Here is a 16,223-nt window from a genome sequence, read left to right as displayed (position 1 = left end):
AAGCTGCAAAAAAAGAGAGCTGTCTTTCAGCTCTCTTTTTTTGCATGCAAACCGCTTGACGCTTCTGACTGACCCAGGACCTCCGTCCCGTAAAGATCGAATTTCATCGATGCTAAAGCGCCGCCTCTTTGCGATGCTGCCTCAGCACTAATCAGTAACCATTTGCCCTCCGTTGATATGGATCGTCGTTCCGGTGATATACGACCCGTCGTCCGAAGCCAGCAGCACATACGTGGGTGCCAGCTCGTAAGGCTGGGCGGCACGCCCCAGCGGCACGTCGCGGCCGAAGACGGCAACCCGCTCAGGAGGTATCGAAGCGGGATTGAGAGGTGTCCATACGGGACCCGGAGCAACCGCGTTAACCCGGATGCATTGAGGGGCAAGATTTCGGGCGAGAGCGCGGGTGAAGCTGACGATCGCACCTTTAGTCGAGGAGTAGTCCATGAGCGTATCATTGCCGAGATACGCAGTCACGGAAGCGGTGTTTACGATGCTGCTTCCCGGCCGGAGGTGGGGGAGGACCGCCTTGGTCAGAAGGATAAAGGACAAAATGTTTACCTCGAACGTATTTCGCAGCTGTTCTTCGGAAATGTCCAGCAGTGAGGTTTGGAAGTACTGAACCCCGGCATTGTTAATGAGAATGTCGATTTTCCCGAATGCCTTCAGAGTGCTGTCTACGATATACGATGCAAAACCCGGCGACCGCACGTCAACGGGAAGCAGAAGGCATTTTCTGCCGAGCTGGCGGATTCGCCGCTCCGTGTCCTGCGCGTCCCTGTGCTCATTAAGATATACGATCACAAGGTCGGCGCCTTCTTTGGCAAAAGCGATGGCGACCGCACGGCCGATACCGCTGTCTCCTCCGGTGATGATCGCCACCTTGCCCTTTAATTTACCGGTTCCGACATAGTTCGGATTCTCAGAGATAGGGAGCGGGTTCATCACATATTCAATCCCCGGCTGCCCGTGCTGGTGCTGATCCGGCGGAAAAGCCACCGGAATGTCCTTGCACTGGTGAATGACGCCATATTTAGCATACGGATAGTTCATCGGCCAATCCTTCCTTAACCTTTTGATGGTACACAGTCTATTCACGGGATGGGCGAGTGTGCCAGTTATTTTTAAGTCTTACATCGAAATAACAAACGAACATAAACGGCTGTCCCGGACATAAATATGTACCAAAGCTGATGATCACCCAATGATGACGCATGTTGTTGGCATTAGGGATCCTTTTGGAAGGAGGAGGGCCGATTGATAGTAAGCAATGAGATGAATGCTGACAAGAGAATGACACCCAAACGAAAAAGATGGTTCACGCGCAATGATTGGACCGGCTATTTGTTCAGCGCCCCATTAATTATCGGCGTGCTCGCATTTGCCATCTATCCGATGTTTGCCGCATTGTTTATCAGCTTTCACCAGACGTCGGGCCTGTCGCTAAACGGAAAGTGGGTGGGGCTCAGCAATTACCGGTATGCCCTGGAGGATCCGGTCTTCTGGCAAGCGCTTACAAATACGTTTTTGATGGGCGTCTTGTCCGTGGTGCTCGGCATCGTATTATCCTTTGTGCTGGCGAGCCTGATCAACAATCTCAAATGGAACTTCGGCAAAAACTTTTTTAAGGCCGTCTATTTTCTGCCGAACGTCGTGTCGGCGGTAGCGACCAGTCTCCTGTTCTCGTTTCTGTTTTTCCCATCGAAAGAAGGGCTGCTGAACTTTGTGCTGAGCTGGTTCGGGGTACACCATCCCATCGGCTGGTTTACGAATCCGGAGGTGTCGCGCTACAGCATCGTGCTGATGAGCCTGTGGGGGGCGCTTGGCTACAACACAATCATTTTTCTGGCAGGCCTGCAAAGCGTGCCGCGCGACCTGTACGAAGCCGCTGAAGTCGATGGGGCGGGCGGGTACAAGAAATGGCTCCATATCACCATCCCTTATTTACGTCCGATCTTCGTCTTTATGCTCATCATGGGCACGATCGGCGGCATGAAGCGGTTCACTGACGTGTGGCTGATCGGCGGTACGGCAGGCAATCCGGGCGGAAGCCTGATGACGGTGGTGCTGTACATATACCGGAACGCATTTTTGGCATCGCAAATGGGTCTGGCCACAGCCGCTTCTTATCTGCTGTTCATCATCATTTTGGTGCTGACCGCAGTTATGATGCTGTTAAACCGCCGCAAAGACAGCCTCGACTGACGCACTAGGGCCAATACCGACGTCATATCAGAACTACATGATACTTAAGCAAAGGAGGTCCCGCCATGATCCAAACGGCCGATTCCAAGGCGCTGCGCCGTAAAAAAATCCCTGTCAGTCAGTGGATTCTCGCCATCGTGCTGTTTCTCGGCTCCTTTATCATGATCGTGCCATTTCTGTGGATGCTCGTGACCAGCTTCGACTGGGGGGCCCGGCTGAACATTACGTTTCCGCCGAAAATTTGGCCGGAAGAGCCGTCCATACGCACGTATGAAGTGGCCTTTACGAACATTAAAATGTTCCGTTATATCATCAATTCCATCATCGTCAGCGCAGGCGTCATCGTTGTCAGCTCCCTGTCCGCGCTGCTGTCCGGTTATGCCCTCTCCAAGCTGCGGTTCAAAGGGGCGAGCCTGGTGCTTCTGCTGGCACTGAGTACGATGATGATTCCGTTTGAAATGACCATGATTCCGCAGTACCTGCTCTTCAGCAAGCTGGGGCTTCTGGACAATTATCTGGCTTTTTATTTACCGGCACTTAACTATGCCTTCGGCACGTTTTTGGCCAAAGCCTTCATCGACCAGCTGCCATCCAGTCTGCGCGAAGCCGCCATTCTCGACGGCGCCGGGGAGTTCACCGTGTTCGGCCGGGTGTATTTGCCGCTCTGCACGCCGATTATCGCCACCATGATCATCCTCCTGTTCCTGGGCGTGTGGAACGAAATGCTGTGGCCGCTGCTGGTGCTGAAGAACGCTGCCAAATATACGATCCAGATCGGCCTGGCGATGTTTACGTATAACAACGGCATCAACCAACAGCCCTCGATCATTATGGCTGCAACGGCGGTCAGTCTCATTCCTGTCGTCGTCGTATATATGTTTTTGCAGCGTTACATTATCGAAAGCATTGCTTTGTCCGGGATCAAGCAGTAAACCCGGCGAAGCGCGGCCTTGGGGCCGCACGGCACCAATGATGATTGCGAACACACTGATGATGAAAAGGGGGAACACGCATGAAAAAATGGCTTCTGCTCCTGCTGTCCTGCACGCTCGTATTCACGCTGGCAGCCTGCTCTGAAGGGTCAGGCAAAGACGTGACCGGCGGCGTGGAAATCAAGCAAGTCTCCGACATGAAAGGAACCGTCCGGGTGGCGCTGGCCGGCTGGCAGCTCGACAACGGCATCAACGCGCAGACGGGCAATCCGACGATCGGGCTGACCGAGTACATGGATAAGACGTTCAAGAAAATGTACCCGAATATCAAGGTGGAGCTGTACCAAATTCCTTGGGAGAACGTAAAGGCCAAGCAAACGGCGATGCTCATGTCGGGGGATGCCGACGTGCTGTACACCGGGGGAGCTTTTGCCTCCCAATGGTATCAGGACGGACTGCTGCGTGATCTGGACGACCTGATCAAAGAAGACACATCGTTTGATCCCGGCATTTATCTGGACGGCATCATGAACAATTCCTACAGCACCAAGTCGCCGGACGGATCCAAGCAGTTCGGCATTCCTGCCGTGCTGGGCCGCCGCATGACGATCTATGACAAAAAGCTGTTCAGCGACTGGGGCGTCGAAGGCTTGACAGAGAAAGCGACCCCGGAAGAAATTTTGGAAAAAGCCAAAAAGATGACCGGCAAAAATCCGAAAACCGGCGAGCAGAACTACGGCGTATACTGGTCGGGCAACTCGCTGAACGGCTCCACTTTTGTGGCGCTGACCCTGGCTTTCGGAGCGAAAGGGGCCGAAGGCTCGCTGAAAGACGTAAAGTCGATCAAATGGCATCTGAACACCCCGGAAATGGTCAAGGTCATGGAATGGCTGAAGGAGGCCGCAAAGCTGCCGCCGGCCGGCTTTATCACAGCCCAGGGAGCGGAAAACTTCGGGCTTGAGAAGAACAACATCGCGATTGCGCTGGACAGCACCGGCGGCGCGACGATGAACGAATTTATCGCAAACAATAACAAGGATTTGCTGGACCGGTTCGAGCCGGTGATGAATATGGGCCCGAAAGGCGAAGGCTGGGTGGCCGTGGATCCGTTCGTCATGGCGAAGAACGCCAAGGACGTGAAAGCTTCCTGGGAAGTTCTCAAATTCCTGACCAGCCCGATGACGCAAAAATATACGTATGAGAACTTCGCGATGACACCGACGATCAAGCAGGCCGATTTTGTGAAGCCGGAAGACAAATATGTGAAAAAGGCGCTGGACATCGCCAATGTCGGGCACTCCGAGCTGATGGATGAAGCCAATCCGTTCTATATGAGCGACATCGTCCCGGCCGTCAACGGCTTTATCAGCAAGGCGGCTTCCGGCAACGCGCCGGACATCCAGCAGTTCCTGGACGAACTGCAGGACCGCGCGGAGAAATGGTCCGCCAATCTGAAGTGACAGGTTAAAGCGAGTGCAGGGCCCTTCACGGGGCCTTTGCACTTCCTTTTTACCAGGAGACGCAAGGACGATATTCGAAATTGTAGCTGCCTAGCGGCAGGAGCAAATGATCCCATTACGTGTGTTTGAAAAACAGTATGTAAGGAGGTCCCATGATGGTTCGTGTTGGTTTGGTCGGGGCAGGCGGAATCGCCTCCGAGCATTTGAAGCATATTGACGATCATGATCAGGCGGAGCTGGTCGCCGTGTGCGATATTTCCGCGAAGCAGGCGGAACAAGCCGTAAAACGGCATGGTGGAGTCGCCTATACGGATATCCGGCGGATGCTGGCGAACGAGCAGCTGGATGCACTCTTTGTATGCGTCCCTCCTTTTGCCCATGGTGATATTGAAGAGCAGGCGGCAGGAAGAGGCATTCATCTGCTGGTGGAAAAGCCGCTGGGTCTGGATATGGGCATTGTACGGCAAAAAGCGGATTTCATCCGGAAAGCGGGCGTCATGACGGCCACAGGCTACTGCCTAAGGTATATGGAGCCGGTACAGAAGGCGAAACAGTACCTGGCCGGCAAAGAAATCGCCATGGTGCGGGCCCACAGGTTCGGCGGGCTGCCGGATACCCCTTGGTGGGTGGATCATGCCAAATCGGGCGGACAGCTGGTAGAGCAGACGACCCATAATGTGGATCTTATGCTGTACTTGGCCGGAACAGTCCACAAGGTCAGTGCTGACATGGCCCTGCTGCTGAACAGAGACGTTCCCGGGATCACGACGCCGGATGCCGCTTCGGTCAACCTGGTGTTCGATTCGGGCGCAATCGGTCACATTGACACCGGTTTTCTACCCCAGCCGGACAGCCGTTCCTCCCTGGAGATCATTGGAAGGGATTTCAGATTGACGCTCGAAGGAACGTCGCTTACCATTCTGGAACCGGAGCAGACGATCATTCTTCGCGGCAATTCCGATTTCTACAAAGTCCAGGACGACGCTTTCATTCGGGCCGTTGCCACGGGTGACCAGAGCTTGATTCTGGCTCCGTATGAAGAAGCGATGCATACGCTGGAAGTGACGCTGGCTGCCAACGAATCGGCACAAAGCGGATTGCCGGTAACCATAACCAAGAGGGGGTAAATCTAGAGCCCCTCCAGGAGCCTGCGGGCTCCTTTTTTGCGTATCCGGATTGCTGTAAGCCGTGCATAAACATATCGATGCCGTGCATAATCACGCCTTTTCCATAATCAGGATATGACGGTGTGATCCAGAATAGAATCTGGTAAACCGTATTCGATCTATCAATTTGGATTTTTTGGATTCAGTGATTGTATACGTCAATTCGATGAAGGAAACAGTCAAAATTAAGCCAATTTGTATCATCATTACGACGGGGACAACGCCTTCTAAAAGAAAAAAATTCCGGATCGAAGGCTCCATTCTCTATCAGGAAACGGGATTCCCGGCTTTCCCTAATTCTTGTTTTCTTGCGAAGATCTTGCTTCTGCTGTCCCAAACAAGGTAAACTCAAACTTAGGCATAAAAAAGAGCTGGAACAAGAAGGAAGGATTAGCATGTTGGATCTGAATGTGAATGAGCCGGATCAGCTGGTTCAGGTTGCTCATGCATTGTCCACCCGGGCGAGGGTGGATATGCTGAAACTGCTCTACACGCGGAGCATGAATATCATCGAAATTTCGGAAGCACTCAAGCTGCCGGTGTCGACAGTGGCGAACAACGTCAAAATTTTGGAGGCCGCCAAGCTGCTGACGACAGAGCTTCTGCCCGCGGCCCGGGGGGCGATGAAGGTATGCACCCGCAGTTATGATGACATCCATATCAGTCTCAACCCGGCGATCCAATCGACCAAGGAAAATTACGGCGTGTATGAGGTCGAAATTCCGATCGGATTGTACAGCGATTGCGAAGTATACCCGACCTGCGGCATGGCGAGCGGCACCGAAATGATCATCCGGGAAGACGAGCCGGCGAGCTTCTACCATCCGAAGCATATCGATGCACAGATCATCTGGTTCCGCAAAGGTTACTTGGAGTACATTTTGCCGCTGGAGCTTCCGCAAAACGTCAAAATCAAATCGCTTGAGCTGTCCATGGAAATCTGCTCGGAGGCGCCCAACTTCGATAACGATTGGCCCTCGGACATATCGGTCTGGGTGAACGGGCTTGAGATCGGGATGTGGACGAGTCCGGGGGATTTCGGGGACCGCCGCGGCAGGCTGAACCCCTCCTGGTGGCTCGATTGGACGACGCAGTACGGCCTCTTGAAAACGTGGCGGGTCGATGAGGACCGGACGACGCTGGATATGAAAAAGGTATCGGATGTAGGCATCAACGATCTTCAGCTGGAAGGGCGTCCGAATTTGCGCCTGCGAATCGGCGTGGATCCAAATGCGGTCCATAAAGGCGGGGTGAACATCTTTGGGCGGCAGTTCGGCGATTATGAGCAGGACATCAAGATGCGTATCCAATATGTTCCCCTCACGGACGAAGCGTAAAACCATTGTTACAACAAGTTTGTAACAATGGTTTTTTTGTTTCTGTTACGGGGCTTGTGGATTTTTATGGGAGAAGAGCATGGTTAGGCAATTTATTCTTGCTGGTAAAGCGACGAAGCCCATTTGATATGCACGAGAATAGAAACAACTCAAAATTTTTATTACAAAAAAATGAAATGAATGCGTTGACAAAATAGAAGTTTAGCCGTAATATAGCCCCATAAGAACAATAAAGTTGTAATAAAACAATAACGTTGTTCTTTAGAACGACTACGGTGACGAAAATGGGGGGTACGTATGAGAAGAAAATTCAGCTTCATGTGGATCACATTACTGTCTCTGACCTTATTGCTCAGCGCCTGCGGCAGCGGTGGCAGCGGCAGCAGTGGCGGGGCGGACAGTGCAGGCGGAGACGCGTCCGGCGGTACTGGTGAAAGCGCTTCGACGGATACGGGCGGCGGCAGCGGCGAGAAAGTGAACCTTTCCTTCTGGACGCTGTTTGACGGCGGAGACGGTGATAACATGCAGGCGATGGTAGACCAGTTCAATAAAGAGCATCCCGATATTCAGGTGAAAAATACGAAGCTCGTCTGGGGCGAGTATTATACGAAGCTGATCACAGCGGTTGGCGCAGGCAACGGACCGGATGTGGGCATCTCCCATATTTCCCGTCTTCCCGACCTGATCAATCAGGGGGTTGCAACCGAACTGGACGATTCGGCAAAGGATGCCAACATCGACTGGAGCACGTTCAACCAGAACATTCTGGAAGCTTCCGTTTACGATGACAAGCATTATGCGGTTCCGATCGATACACATCCGTTTATTATGTACTACAACAAAAAGCTGCTTAAAGATGCAGGGTTGCTCGGCGAAGACGGCAAGCCGGTTCTGGAGCAATCTGGCGAGGGATTCATCAAGTTTCTGACAACGCTGAAAGAGAAGCTTCCGAAAGGCAAATATCCGTTTGCGCTCTCGAGCTCCAACGACGATCCATTCCGTTTCTGGTGGGCACTTTATTCGCAGCAGGGCGGCAATGACGTCGTATCCGACGACCTGAAATCAGCCGACATCGACAAAGAAAAAGCAGTAAAAGCCGCGGATTATATTAAGGACTTATACCATAAGTACAATTTCATCAAGCTGAACGACCCGGATTTCTATAAAACGTTCCAAAGCGGGAATGCGGCGATTATGATGACCGGCGTGTGGGCGACCGGAACGTGGGAGAAAACGAAAGGGCTGGAATTCGGAGCCATGCCGATCCCTAAAGTATTCGATCAGGAAGCGACATGGGGCGATTCGCATACGATCATTCTGCCGGCAACGAGCAATGAAGATCCGGAAAAGCGCAAAGCTGCTCTGATTTTCGCCAACTGGATCGCCGACCACGGAGAAATCTGGGCGAAAGCGGGCCATATCCCTTCGAAGCCGGCCGTATTCGACAAGCCGGAATTCAAAGAGATGCCGTACCGGAGCGACTATGTCTCGGTGGCAAGCACAGTTAAATTCAACAAGCATTCCGACAAGAACTGGCAGATCCGCGATAACGCGCTCTTTAAATATTTGAACGAAGTTTGGTCCAACAAGATGTCGAGCTCGGATGCCGTTGACAAGATGCAGACCGAGATCGGTAAAGTTTTAAGCGAGTAACCATGAGGGTATGATCCATCAGACAGGTTTGGGGCGGCTGGCTCCAAGCCTGCCTGAGCGATGCGGGAGAGGAAGGTGAGTCATGAAGAAGCTTCGGATCGACTTGCAGGCACTGATTTTTTTACTGCCCTTTCTGATTGTGTATGTGTTGTTTACGATCTGGCCGATGATTAAGGGCGCGCAGATGAGCTTTTATAAATGGACCCTGATCCGGAAGATGAAATATGTCGGGTGGGACAATTTCCAGCGCATGTTTCATGACGACCAGTTCTGGGCTGCGGTATGGCATTCTACGATTTTCGTTTTTCTGACGACGCCGACCATGATCGTGCTGGCCATCGCGCTGGCACTTATCGCGAACCGGAAATCCAAGCTGCAGAAGCTGTACCGCAGTGCGTTTTTTCTGCCGAGCATTCTTTCGGTTTCGGTGGCATCGTATTTGGGGTTGTTTATGTTCCAGCCCTATACCGGCTTCATTAACGGGATTCTGCATGGACTCGGCATCCTGGCGGAAGGGAAAGAGATCTTCTGGCTCACTGAGCCGTCGCTGGCCTGGATTGCGGTCGCCGCTCTGACGCTGTGGTGGACGGTGGGGTTCAACTTTATTTTGTATCTGTCCGCCATGCAGGAAATCCCGGACGAAATTTATGAGGCGGCATCGCTGGACGGAGCGGCCAAAGGGCAGATGTTCTGGCGGATCACGCTGCCGATGATGAATTCGATCACACGGATGATTCTGATGCTGCAAATTATCGCTTCCTATAAAGTGTTCATGCAAATTTACATCATTACGGGCGGCGGACCGCTGGATTCGACAAGGCCGATCATCCAGTACATTTACCAGAGCGGTTTCAAAAAAAATGACCTGGGTTACGCGGCGACGATGTCCTATATGCTGTTTGCGATTTTGCTCGTATTGTCGATTATCCAGTATGTCGTTAACAACCGGAAGGAGGCGGCTTAAGGCATGAAATGGGTATACCGGATCGTTTCTGTCATCGCGGCGTGCGTGTTTCTGATACCGCTGGTCTGGATGCTGGTCGTATCGATCAAGCAGGAAGGGATGAAGGTCTCCGGTTTGTTCGACTGGTTTACGCCGCCATATTCTTTCGCGGTGTACGGACAAATTATCAGCGGCACCAAGCTGATGCAGTGGGTATGGAACAGCTTCTTCGTCGCAGGCGTCGTCACGGTTCTGACCGTTCTAGTTGCGGCTATGGCGGCTTATGCGTTGTCCAAAATTCCTTTCCGGTTTAAAGCCATCATGTTCTTTTTCATTTTGGCAGGTCTTCTCGTTCCCGGCGAAGCAACCATCATTCCGCTGTATCAGGTCGCCAAGGACATGCATTTGCTGAATTCGTACCAGGGGCTGATCGTCACAGCGCTGGCTTCGCCGATGGCGGTCATCGTGCTTAAAGGATTTTTTGACGGCATCCCGAACGACCTGATTGAGAGCGTGCAGATGGATGGAGGCGGCGTGTGGAAAATATTCGCGGTGATCATGCTGCCGCTGACCCGGCCGGCGCTCGCGTCGATGGCGATTCTGACCTTTATCGGCTCGTGGAACAATTTCCTATGGCCATTCCTGTCGCTGACAAACGACAAGCTGTTTACGCTGCCGATGGGAATTCCGACCTTGATGAGCCAGTACTCGGAGGATTACGTGAAGCCGATGGTTGTGAACACGCTGTCTTCCATCCCGATCATTATTCTGTTTGTGATCTTTGAACGGCAAATCATCAAGGGGATCAGCCTGTCGGGGATTAAAGGGTGAGCGGCGTTGCCGTAGCCGGGATTGAGCCGAAGCGGCGCGAGCGTGCCATCGATCTGTTCAAAGGAGTGCTGATCGTCGGAATGGTGTACTGCCACACGCTGCAATTTTTCAGCGATCCGGTCGTGTACCCGTCCATCAGCCGCTGGATCGATTTCTTCAACCTCATCACCTTCTCGGGGTTTGTGTTCAGCTTCGGGTATGTATCGCAGCTTGCTTATTATTCCAAGCCGTTTCGCAGCGCTTGCCCGCGGATGTTGGCAGCCGCGCTGAAAACACTGCTGGCCTTTTATGTATCCGGAACGGCGTTCAGGGTGTTCCATGACGGAGCGCCGCTCCAGTGGGACACGATTCGGCCGATCATGCTGCTGAAGGATATCCCGGGCTGGTCTGAGTTCTTGGTGTCTTTTACGTATTTGATGGTCCTCGGCTTGGTGCTGTTCGTTCCGCTGCGCTGGCTATCCGGGCGAAAGTGGCTTGGTTTTCTGGCGGCCGGCCTGCTGCTTGCAGGGACGCTGTTTCCTTATGGAGCGGTTCACATTCCCCAGCTTGGGTTATTGGTCGGCACGAGGGATTTCGCCTCGTTTCCGCCTGTTCAATATTTTCCGTATTACCTGCTTGGGATCTTGTTCGCCAAATACCGGATTCGCTTCGACTGGCTCGTTCTCGCCGGATCGGTGCTTGCAACCGGACTGTTTGCGGCAAATTGGCGGTATGCCGGGGAGCTTCCCTCGCGGTTTCCGCCTTCGTTGTTCTGGATAATCGGTGCTGCCTTCATATTATATGGTTATTATTTGCTGGCCGGGGTATTGGAACGCATTCCGTACGCGTTTGGCTTTCTGGAGTCGATGGGGCGGAACGTGCTTTTGTATCTGGTGCTCAGCAATTTGCTGATTTTTACGGTAAAAAGCAGCCGGCCGGATCTTCTCGTCGGAAGCGGCGGCGGCTTGCTGTACGCGGCAGGATGGCTCGCCGTATGCGGATTTTGCAGCTGGATCGTTACCAAGCGTACGCGCTAAATGTGATTACTTCAAAGGAGTAGAGAGAAATGACAGAGATGCTGCGCGGCGAATATCCTCGCCCACAATTGGTTAGAGCGGATTGGCTCAACCTTAACGGAGTATGGAATTTTGAATTTGATGACGAAGCGGCCGGCGAGAGGGAAAAATGGTACGAGCATCCTTCCTTCTCGCGGACCATTCGGGTTCCGTTTTGCTATCAGAGCAAGCTGAGCGGAATCGGAGATCCTTCGTTCCATGATATCGTGTGGTACCATCGGACCTTTACGGTGCCAACAGCGTACCAAGGCAAGCGGCTGATTTTGCATTTCGGTGCCGTGGATTATGAATGCAAAGTATGGGTGAACGGCAGGCTCGCCGCTATCCACGAAGGCGGTCATACGCCGTTTGATGCGGATATTACGGACCTGCTTCAGGGTGCGGACAACTCGATCGTGGTCAAAGCCGTCGATTACAGCCGGGACGCGGCGCTTCCGCGGGGCAAGCAATACTGGGAAGAAACATCGGCCGGGATCTTCTATACGAGAACGACGGGGATTTGGCAGACGGTGTGGATCGAACCTGTGCATGACCTCCATATCCGTAGGATTCGGCTGACGCCGGATATCGATACGAATGAAGTGTCCCTGCAGGCTTTCGTTCAGGGCTGGGACACCCGGGCCAAGCTTCATTTAAAGTCGGTTATTTCTTTCGCGGGGCAAGTCGTTTCCGAAGATTCCTTTTCGGTGACGGGGAAAGACGAGATGCGCCGCATCCGCCTGCACGATTTTAACGATCATGGCTTGGGGCGCTGGTGGTCGCCTGAACGTCCAAATCTGTACGATTTGGAGCTGACTCTCCTGGTGGACGGAGAAGTGGTGGATACTGTCGCGAGTTACTTCGGCATGCGGAAAATTTCGATTGAGGACGGCGTCGTGCTGCTTAATAACCGCCCATATTATATGAAAATGGTGCTGGACCAGGGGTATTTTCCGGATGGCCTGCTGACCGCTCCTTCCGATGAAGCGCTGAAAAAAGACATTGAGCTGACGAAGGAAATGGGATTCAACGGCGCCCGAAAGCACCAAAAGATCGAAGACCCCCGTTACCTGTACTGGGCGGACCGTTTGGGCCTGCTTGTCTGGGGAGAAATGGCCAACGCGTTCCGGTTCACGGAAACCTATGCCGGGCAGATCACCCGGGAATGGCTGCAGGCGGTGGAGCGGGATTATAATCATCCCTGCATCGTAGCCTGGGTTCCGCTCAATGAAAGCTGGGGCGTAACGAATATATTGGTGAGTCCTGCCGAGCAGCAGCATGCGCTGGCGCTGTATCACATGACTAAATCGCTGGACATGTCACGTCCGGTCATCTCTAACGACGGCTGGGAACTGGTCAAAACCGACCTGGTTACTATTCATGATTACGAATGGCGTAAAGAAGTGCTGGCGGACCGCTATTCGACCGTGGAGCAGGCGCTTCAGGCAAAACCGGGCAACCGCTGGATTCTGGTGCCGGGGTATCCTTATGAAGGACAGCCGCTGCTGCTTACCGAATTCGGCGGAATCTCATTCCAGAAAGGGAACCAGGAAGGGTGGGGTTATTCCGGAGCGTCGAATGAGGAAGATTTCGAACGGCGCCTGGCCGACGTGGTTCAGGGCGCTCTCGCTTCGCCCGTGCTTCAGGGCTTCTGCTACACGCAGCTGACGGACGTCGAACAGGAAATTAACGGTTTGCTGACGTACGACCGGAAGCCGAAGATTCCGCTGGAGAAGATCCGCGAGATTGTGCAGGGACGTTGATACAGCTTTTAAAATAGAGTGGCTAATAAGTAAATAAAGAGTGAAGAGGGCCCCGTTTCGGGGCTTTCTTTTTTTGTAAATGGTGGCATCGCCTAGTTAATCGGTATAAAGACTGTTATAATACAAAAGACAAAGATATGATTGATCAGGATAAAGTGGGCCCTTTCTTTGTTTAGAACCATCGCGTGACCAATGGAACTCAGGGTCCGAACAAAACCATGGTGATACAGGAAAAGGGGAATGAGAAATGGAAATGAAGCTGATTTTTACAAACAAAGGCAAAAATGCCATCGGGAACTTCGAAAACGAGGAGCTGATCGAAGTGTTCACGAGGTACAGTAAGACATTGATGAAAAAGTACGATCTTGTCGTGTCGGTTCCCTCTGAAGATAATCGCGACATTACGGCCGACGGTACCATCAATGTACATCTGAACGACGTTAAATGCGATGTTCAAACGTTTTTCAAGGAACTGGCCAGAGATGTGAAGGTTCCGTTAAAGAAACGGCTGGACGCCGGCGAGACGCTGGATGGCGTGTTTAAAGCGGAGCTGGTCAAATAAGGCATTAGAATAATCGTTAATGAAAAAAAGGGAGCCGGCGGGCTCCCTTTTTTTGATGATCGAGCGAAAACCACACAAATAACAGCTTAGCCTTTTAGAGCGGATATTCATCCGTTCACGGCTGCAGCACCGGCTGTTAATTCCGACCAGACCGCCTTCACGTCTCCGGCATTCATGATTTTTCCGAAGTACTGCCCAATGTTCGATAGGGTCATTTCGTGGGCCTCGGCAGAGGAACCGGCGCAGGCGTCCTCGACGAGCGTCACGTTATAGTCGAGCATGAATGCGTCCCTGGCGGTCGACTCCACGCATACGTTTGTGAGGACGCCGGTCAGGACAACAGATCTGCACCCGAGAGAGCGCAGCATCAAATCGAGGTTGGTGCCGATAAATGCGCTGTACCGATGCTTTTCCACCACGTAATCGCCCTCCTTGGGTTCCAGCCCGTACAGCTCCGTGCCCCAGCTTCCCTTCTCGACGATCCGAAGCGGGTTGCCGTTGGCCGTATGCTGCAGCTCCCATGCCTGGGAGGTAGTGCCCGCATCCAACGTCATTTGTACGTAGATGACCGGCACCCCGCTTGCCCTCGCTTGACCGGTAAGGTCATGGATGGGCCGCACACAAGCCTGGAACGCCGGGATATCGACGATTCCCGCGCGGCCGCAGGCTCCGTTTTCGTGGCAAAAATCGTTTTGCATGTCGATGATGATCAGGGCGGTATCCTCCGGATGAAGCCATGCATGGGTACTCAAATGAAATCCCTCCAAAATAAATATTGTTGTGTTTATGTAAAATAATATAACATTAAAACTCCGAATACAGGATATCGCACTTTTTTATACCCTGAATCACATGAAATATGATATAAATAGGATAATATATGTTATTTATTCTTACACAATCAGGAATTCCTCCGACCTGCTGATCGGTAAAACCAATTTTTATGGAAGGTGGGGATGGAATGGATCTGGAAGGTCTGCATTCATTTGCAACGATCGCCAAGGAGAAGAGCATTTCCAAGGCTGCCCAGACGCTGCATGTCACCCAGCCGACGCTTAGCGCGAGAATACGCAAGCTGGAGGAGGGGATGGGAGTCAAGCTGCTGGACCGGGGGTGGGACGGAGTGAAGCTGACACAGGAAGGGCATTATTTTCTGTATTATGCGATCCAAATGGTAAGCCAGTTCAACAATGCCTCCGCGATGCTGAACAAAGCAGACCTGCTGAAGTTCGATCGTTCCCTTGCCGAAGTGACCCGCATGGACCGGATGGTGATCGGCGTTGACACCGGACTGTCCAGCAGGTTCGTGTACCCTCTGGTTGCCGAATTGCAGCGCATTCGCCCCGATCTGAAGTGCAAGTATGTTTCCCGTTCGTCCATGCTGCTCATTGATCTGATCGAGTACGGGGTCATCGATATCGGGCTGTTTTATGATGTGAAGGAATGCCGCCATTTGCAGCCGGTGCATCTTCTGGACGACGAATGGGTGCTGCTGTGTTCGGAAGAAGCTTACCGGGGCGTGATCCGCAAGGATGATGACCTTATCGATGTGCTCAAGCATGACATGTTCGTGCTGTTCGAAAATCCGATCGCCACCTACGTAAATGTATGGGAGGTGCTGTCCAGACTGTTTGGGTCCACGCCCGATAAGTTCCAAATCGTGGACAGCAGCGATATGATGCTGGGGGTCGTGGCCAACGGCCAGGGATACACGTTCGTACCTAAATGCTACGTCCCTGAGCTGTACCTGGAGGCCTATCCCATCCGAATGATCCCTTTTGGTTCCATGCTGCCGGCTCTGCCGGTATACATGGCATACTCGGAAACCGTCCAGCTCGACGTGCCGATCGGCGAATTGCAGCGCAGGCTGCTTGCCAGATACAAGCCGGGCGCAGGGCACACCGCCGCTTCCGGCGGTTTGAATGGATAAGGAGACAATACAAAATAGGAGCACCCTCCAGGATGAAATGAGCCGGGAGGGTGCTTTTTTGCCTGTGCGGATTCAGACGAAGAAGTTGATCAGGCACGGATTCATCATGATGCGGGTACAGCGAGTGCAGCTGTCATACTGTTTCTGAACATCGGCTGAATGACGGGCTCGATGCCCTCGACATCAATGTCATACAAAGTGCCAAGAAGCGAAAGGAGCGGAATGGCGGCAGACGCTGCCGCTTCTATACGCTCTTTGGCCATCGGGATGCCGATGATCGCTGCCTGCAGAACCTCCGCGGTGCTTTCTTCCGCATCCCTTTCTTTTCGGGTAGTGGCTGTTAGCTTGTATTCGTTATCCATGGTATTCCTCCTCTGGTATGGTATGTAGCGGTCTGATCCGTCTGTCCA

General features: G+C 52.7%; 15 protein-coding genes. 12 read left to right on the top strand and 3 right to left on the bottom strand.

The features are described 5' to 3' along the window. Positions 1–147: 147 nt before the first annotated feature. The gene (locus MKY74_RS25205) at positions 148–1,050 is read right to left on the bottom strand and encodes a glucose 1-dehydrogenase (protein ID WP_076170986.1); all 903 of its coding nucleotides are present in this window, start codon (positions 1,048–1,050) and stop codon (positions 148–150) included. A gap of 222 nt (positions 1,051–1,272) precedes the next feature. Here MKY74_RS25205 and MKY74_RS25200 point away from each other — a divergent pair, with 222 nt between their 5' ends. The 11 genes from MKY74_RS25200 to MKY74_RS25150 all read left to right on the top strand — a co-directional run bounded on the left by MKY74_RS25200 (position 1,273) and on the right by MKY74_RS25150 (position 13,883). After that, positions 1,273–2,202, top strand: coding sequence for a carbohydrate ABC transporter permease (locus tag MKY74_RS25200; protein ID WP_076171734.1), 930 nt, complete (start codon positions 1,273–1,275; stop codon positions 2,200–2,202). Positions 2,203–2,267: 65 nt separating this feature from the next. Then, positions 2,268–3,134: a carbohydrate ABC transporter permease gene (locus MKY74_RS25195; RefSeq protein ID WP_076170988.1), complete on the top strand. Its 867-nt coding sequence runs from the start codon at positions 2,268–2,270 to the stop codon at positions 3,132–3,134. A gap of 80 nt (positions 3,135–3,214) precedes the next feature. Next, positions 3,215–4,594, top strand: coding sequence for an extracellular solute-binding protein (locus MKY74_RS25190; RefSeq protein WP_076170990.1), 1,380 nt, complete (start codon positions 3,215–3,217; stop codon positions 4,592–4,594). A gap of 152 nt (positions 4,595–4,746) precedes the next feature. Beyond that, the gene (locus MKY74_RS25185) at positions 4,747–5,721 is read left to right on the top strand and encodes a Gfo/Idh/MocA family protein (protein ID WP_208629326.1); all 975 of its coding nucleotides are present in this window, start codon (positions 4,747–4,749) and stop codon (positions 5,719–5,721) included. Positions 5,722–6,155: 434 nt separating this feature from the next. Further along, positions 6,156–7,097, top strand: coding sequence for an ArsR/SmtB family transcription factor (locus MKY74_RS25180; RefSeq protein ID WP_076170998.1), 942 nt, complete (start codon positions 6,156–6,158; stop codon positions 7,095–7,097). Positions 7,098–7,394: 297 nt separating this feature from the next. Further along, positions 7,395–8,750, top strand: coding sequence for an ABC transporter substrate-binding protein (locus MKY74_RS25175; RefSeq protein WP_076171000.1), 1,356 nt, complete (start codon positions 7,395–7,397; stop codon positions 8,748–8,750). Positions 8,751–8,832: 82 nt separating this feature from the next. Beyond that, a complete protein-coding gene (locus tag MKY74_RS25170; RefSeq protein WP_076171002.1) occupies positions 8,833–9,714 on the top strand; it encodes a carbohydrate ABC transporter permease in 882 nt (293 codons plus the stop codon). Between the two features lie 3 nt (positions 9,715–9,717). After that, positions 9,718–10,524: a carbohydrate ABC transporter permease gene (locus MKY74_RS25165; protein WP_076171004.1), complete on the top strand. Its 807-nt coding sequence runs from the start codon at positions 9,718–9,720 to the stop codon at positions 10,522–10,524. Then, the gene (locus tag MKY74_RS25160) at positions 10,521–11,540 is read left to right on the top strand and encodes a hypothetical protein (RefSeq protein ID WP_076171006.1); all 1,020 of its coding nucleotides are present in this window, start codon (positions 10,521–10,523) and stop codon (positions 11,538–11,540) included. Before MKY74_RS25165 ends, MKY74_RS25160 begins: the two co-directional genes overlap by 4 nt. A gap of 29 nt (positions 11,541–11,569) precedes the next feature. Further along, complete coding sequence (locus MKY74_RS25155; protein WP_076171008.1) at positions 11,570–13,321, top strand: glycoside hydrolase family 2 protein; 1,752 nt, start codon at positions 11,570–11,572, stop codon at positions 13,319–13,321. A gap of 247 nt (positions 13,322–13,568) precedes the next feature. Then, positions 13,569–13,883 carry a hypothetical protein gene (locus MKY74_RS25150; protein WP_076171010.1) on the top strand — a complete coding sequence of 105 codons (315 nt, stop codon included), beginning with the start codon at positions 13,569–13,571 and terminating at the stop codon, positions 13,881–13,883. A 107-nt stretch (positions 13,884–13,990) separates the two neighbouring features. On the opposite strand, the gene MKY74_RS25145 is transcribed toward MKY74_RS25150, so the two are convergent. Beyond that, on the bottom strand, positions 13,991–14,635 hold the full coding sequence (locus MKY74_RS25145) for a cysteine hydrolase family protein (RefSeq protein ID WP_076171012.1): 645 nt from the start codon (positions 14,633–14,635) through the stop codon (positions 13,991–13,993). Between the two features lie 209 nt (positions 14,636–14,844). Here MKY74_RS25145 and MKY74_RS25140 point away from each other — a divergent pair, with 209 nt between their 5' ends. Then, positions 14,845–15,813 (top strand): LysR family transcriptional regulator, encoded by a 969-nt coding sequence (locus MKY74_RS25140; protein ID WP_076171014.1) that lies wholly within the window; start codon positions 14,845–14,847, stop codon positions 15,811–15,813. A gap of 104 nt (positions 15,814–15,917) precedes the next feature. Here the strand turns inward: MKY74_RS25140 and MKY74_RS25135 are convergent, their stop codons facing one another. Further along, complete coding sequence (locus MKY74_RS25135; RefSeq protein ID WP_076171016.1) at positions 15,918–16,175, bottom strand: hypothetical protein; 258 nt, start codon at positions 16,173–16,175, stop codon at positions 15,918–15,920. Positions 16,176–16,223 lie beyond the last annotated feature (48 nt).

This window comes from Paenibacillus sp. FSL R5-0378 (genome assembly GCF_038009285.1).
Taxonomy (GTDB): domain Bacteria; phylum Bacillota; class Bacilli; order Paenibacillales; family Paenibacillaceae; genus Paenibacillus_AQ; species Paenibacillus_AQ favisporus.
The sequence above is the reverse complement of the archived record's forward strand: the minus strand, read 5'-3'. Positions and strand labels throughout refer to the sequence as shown.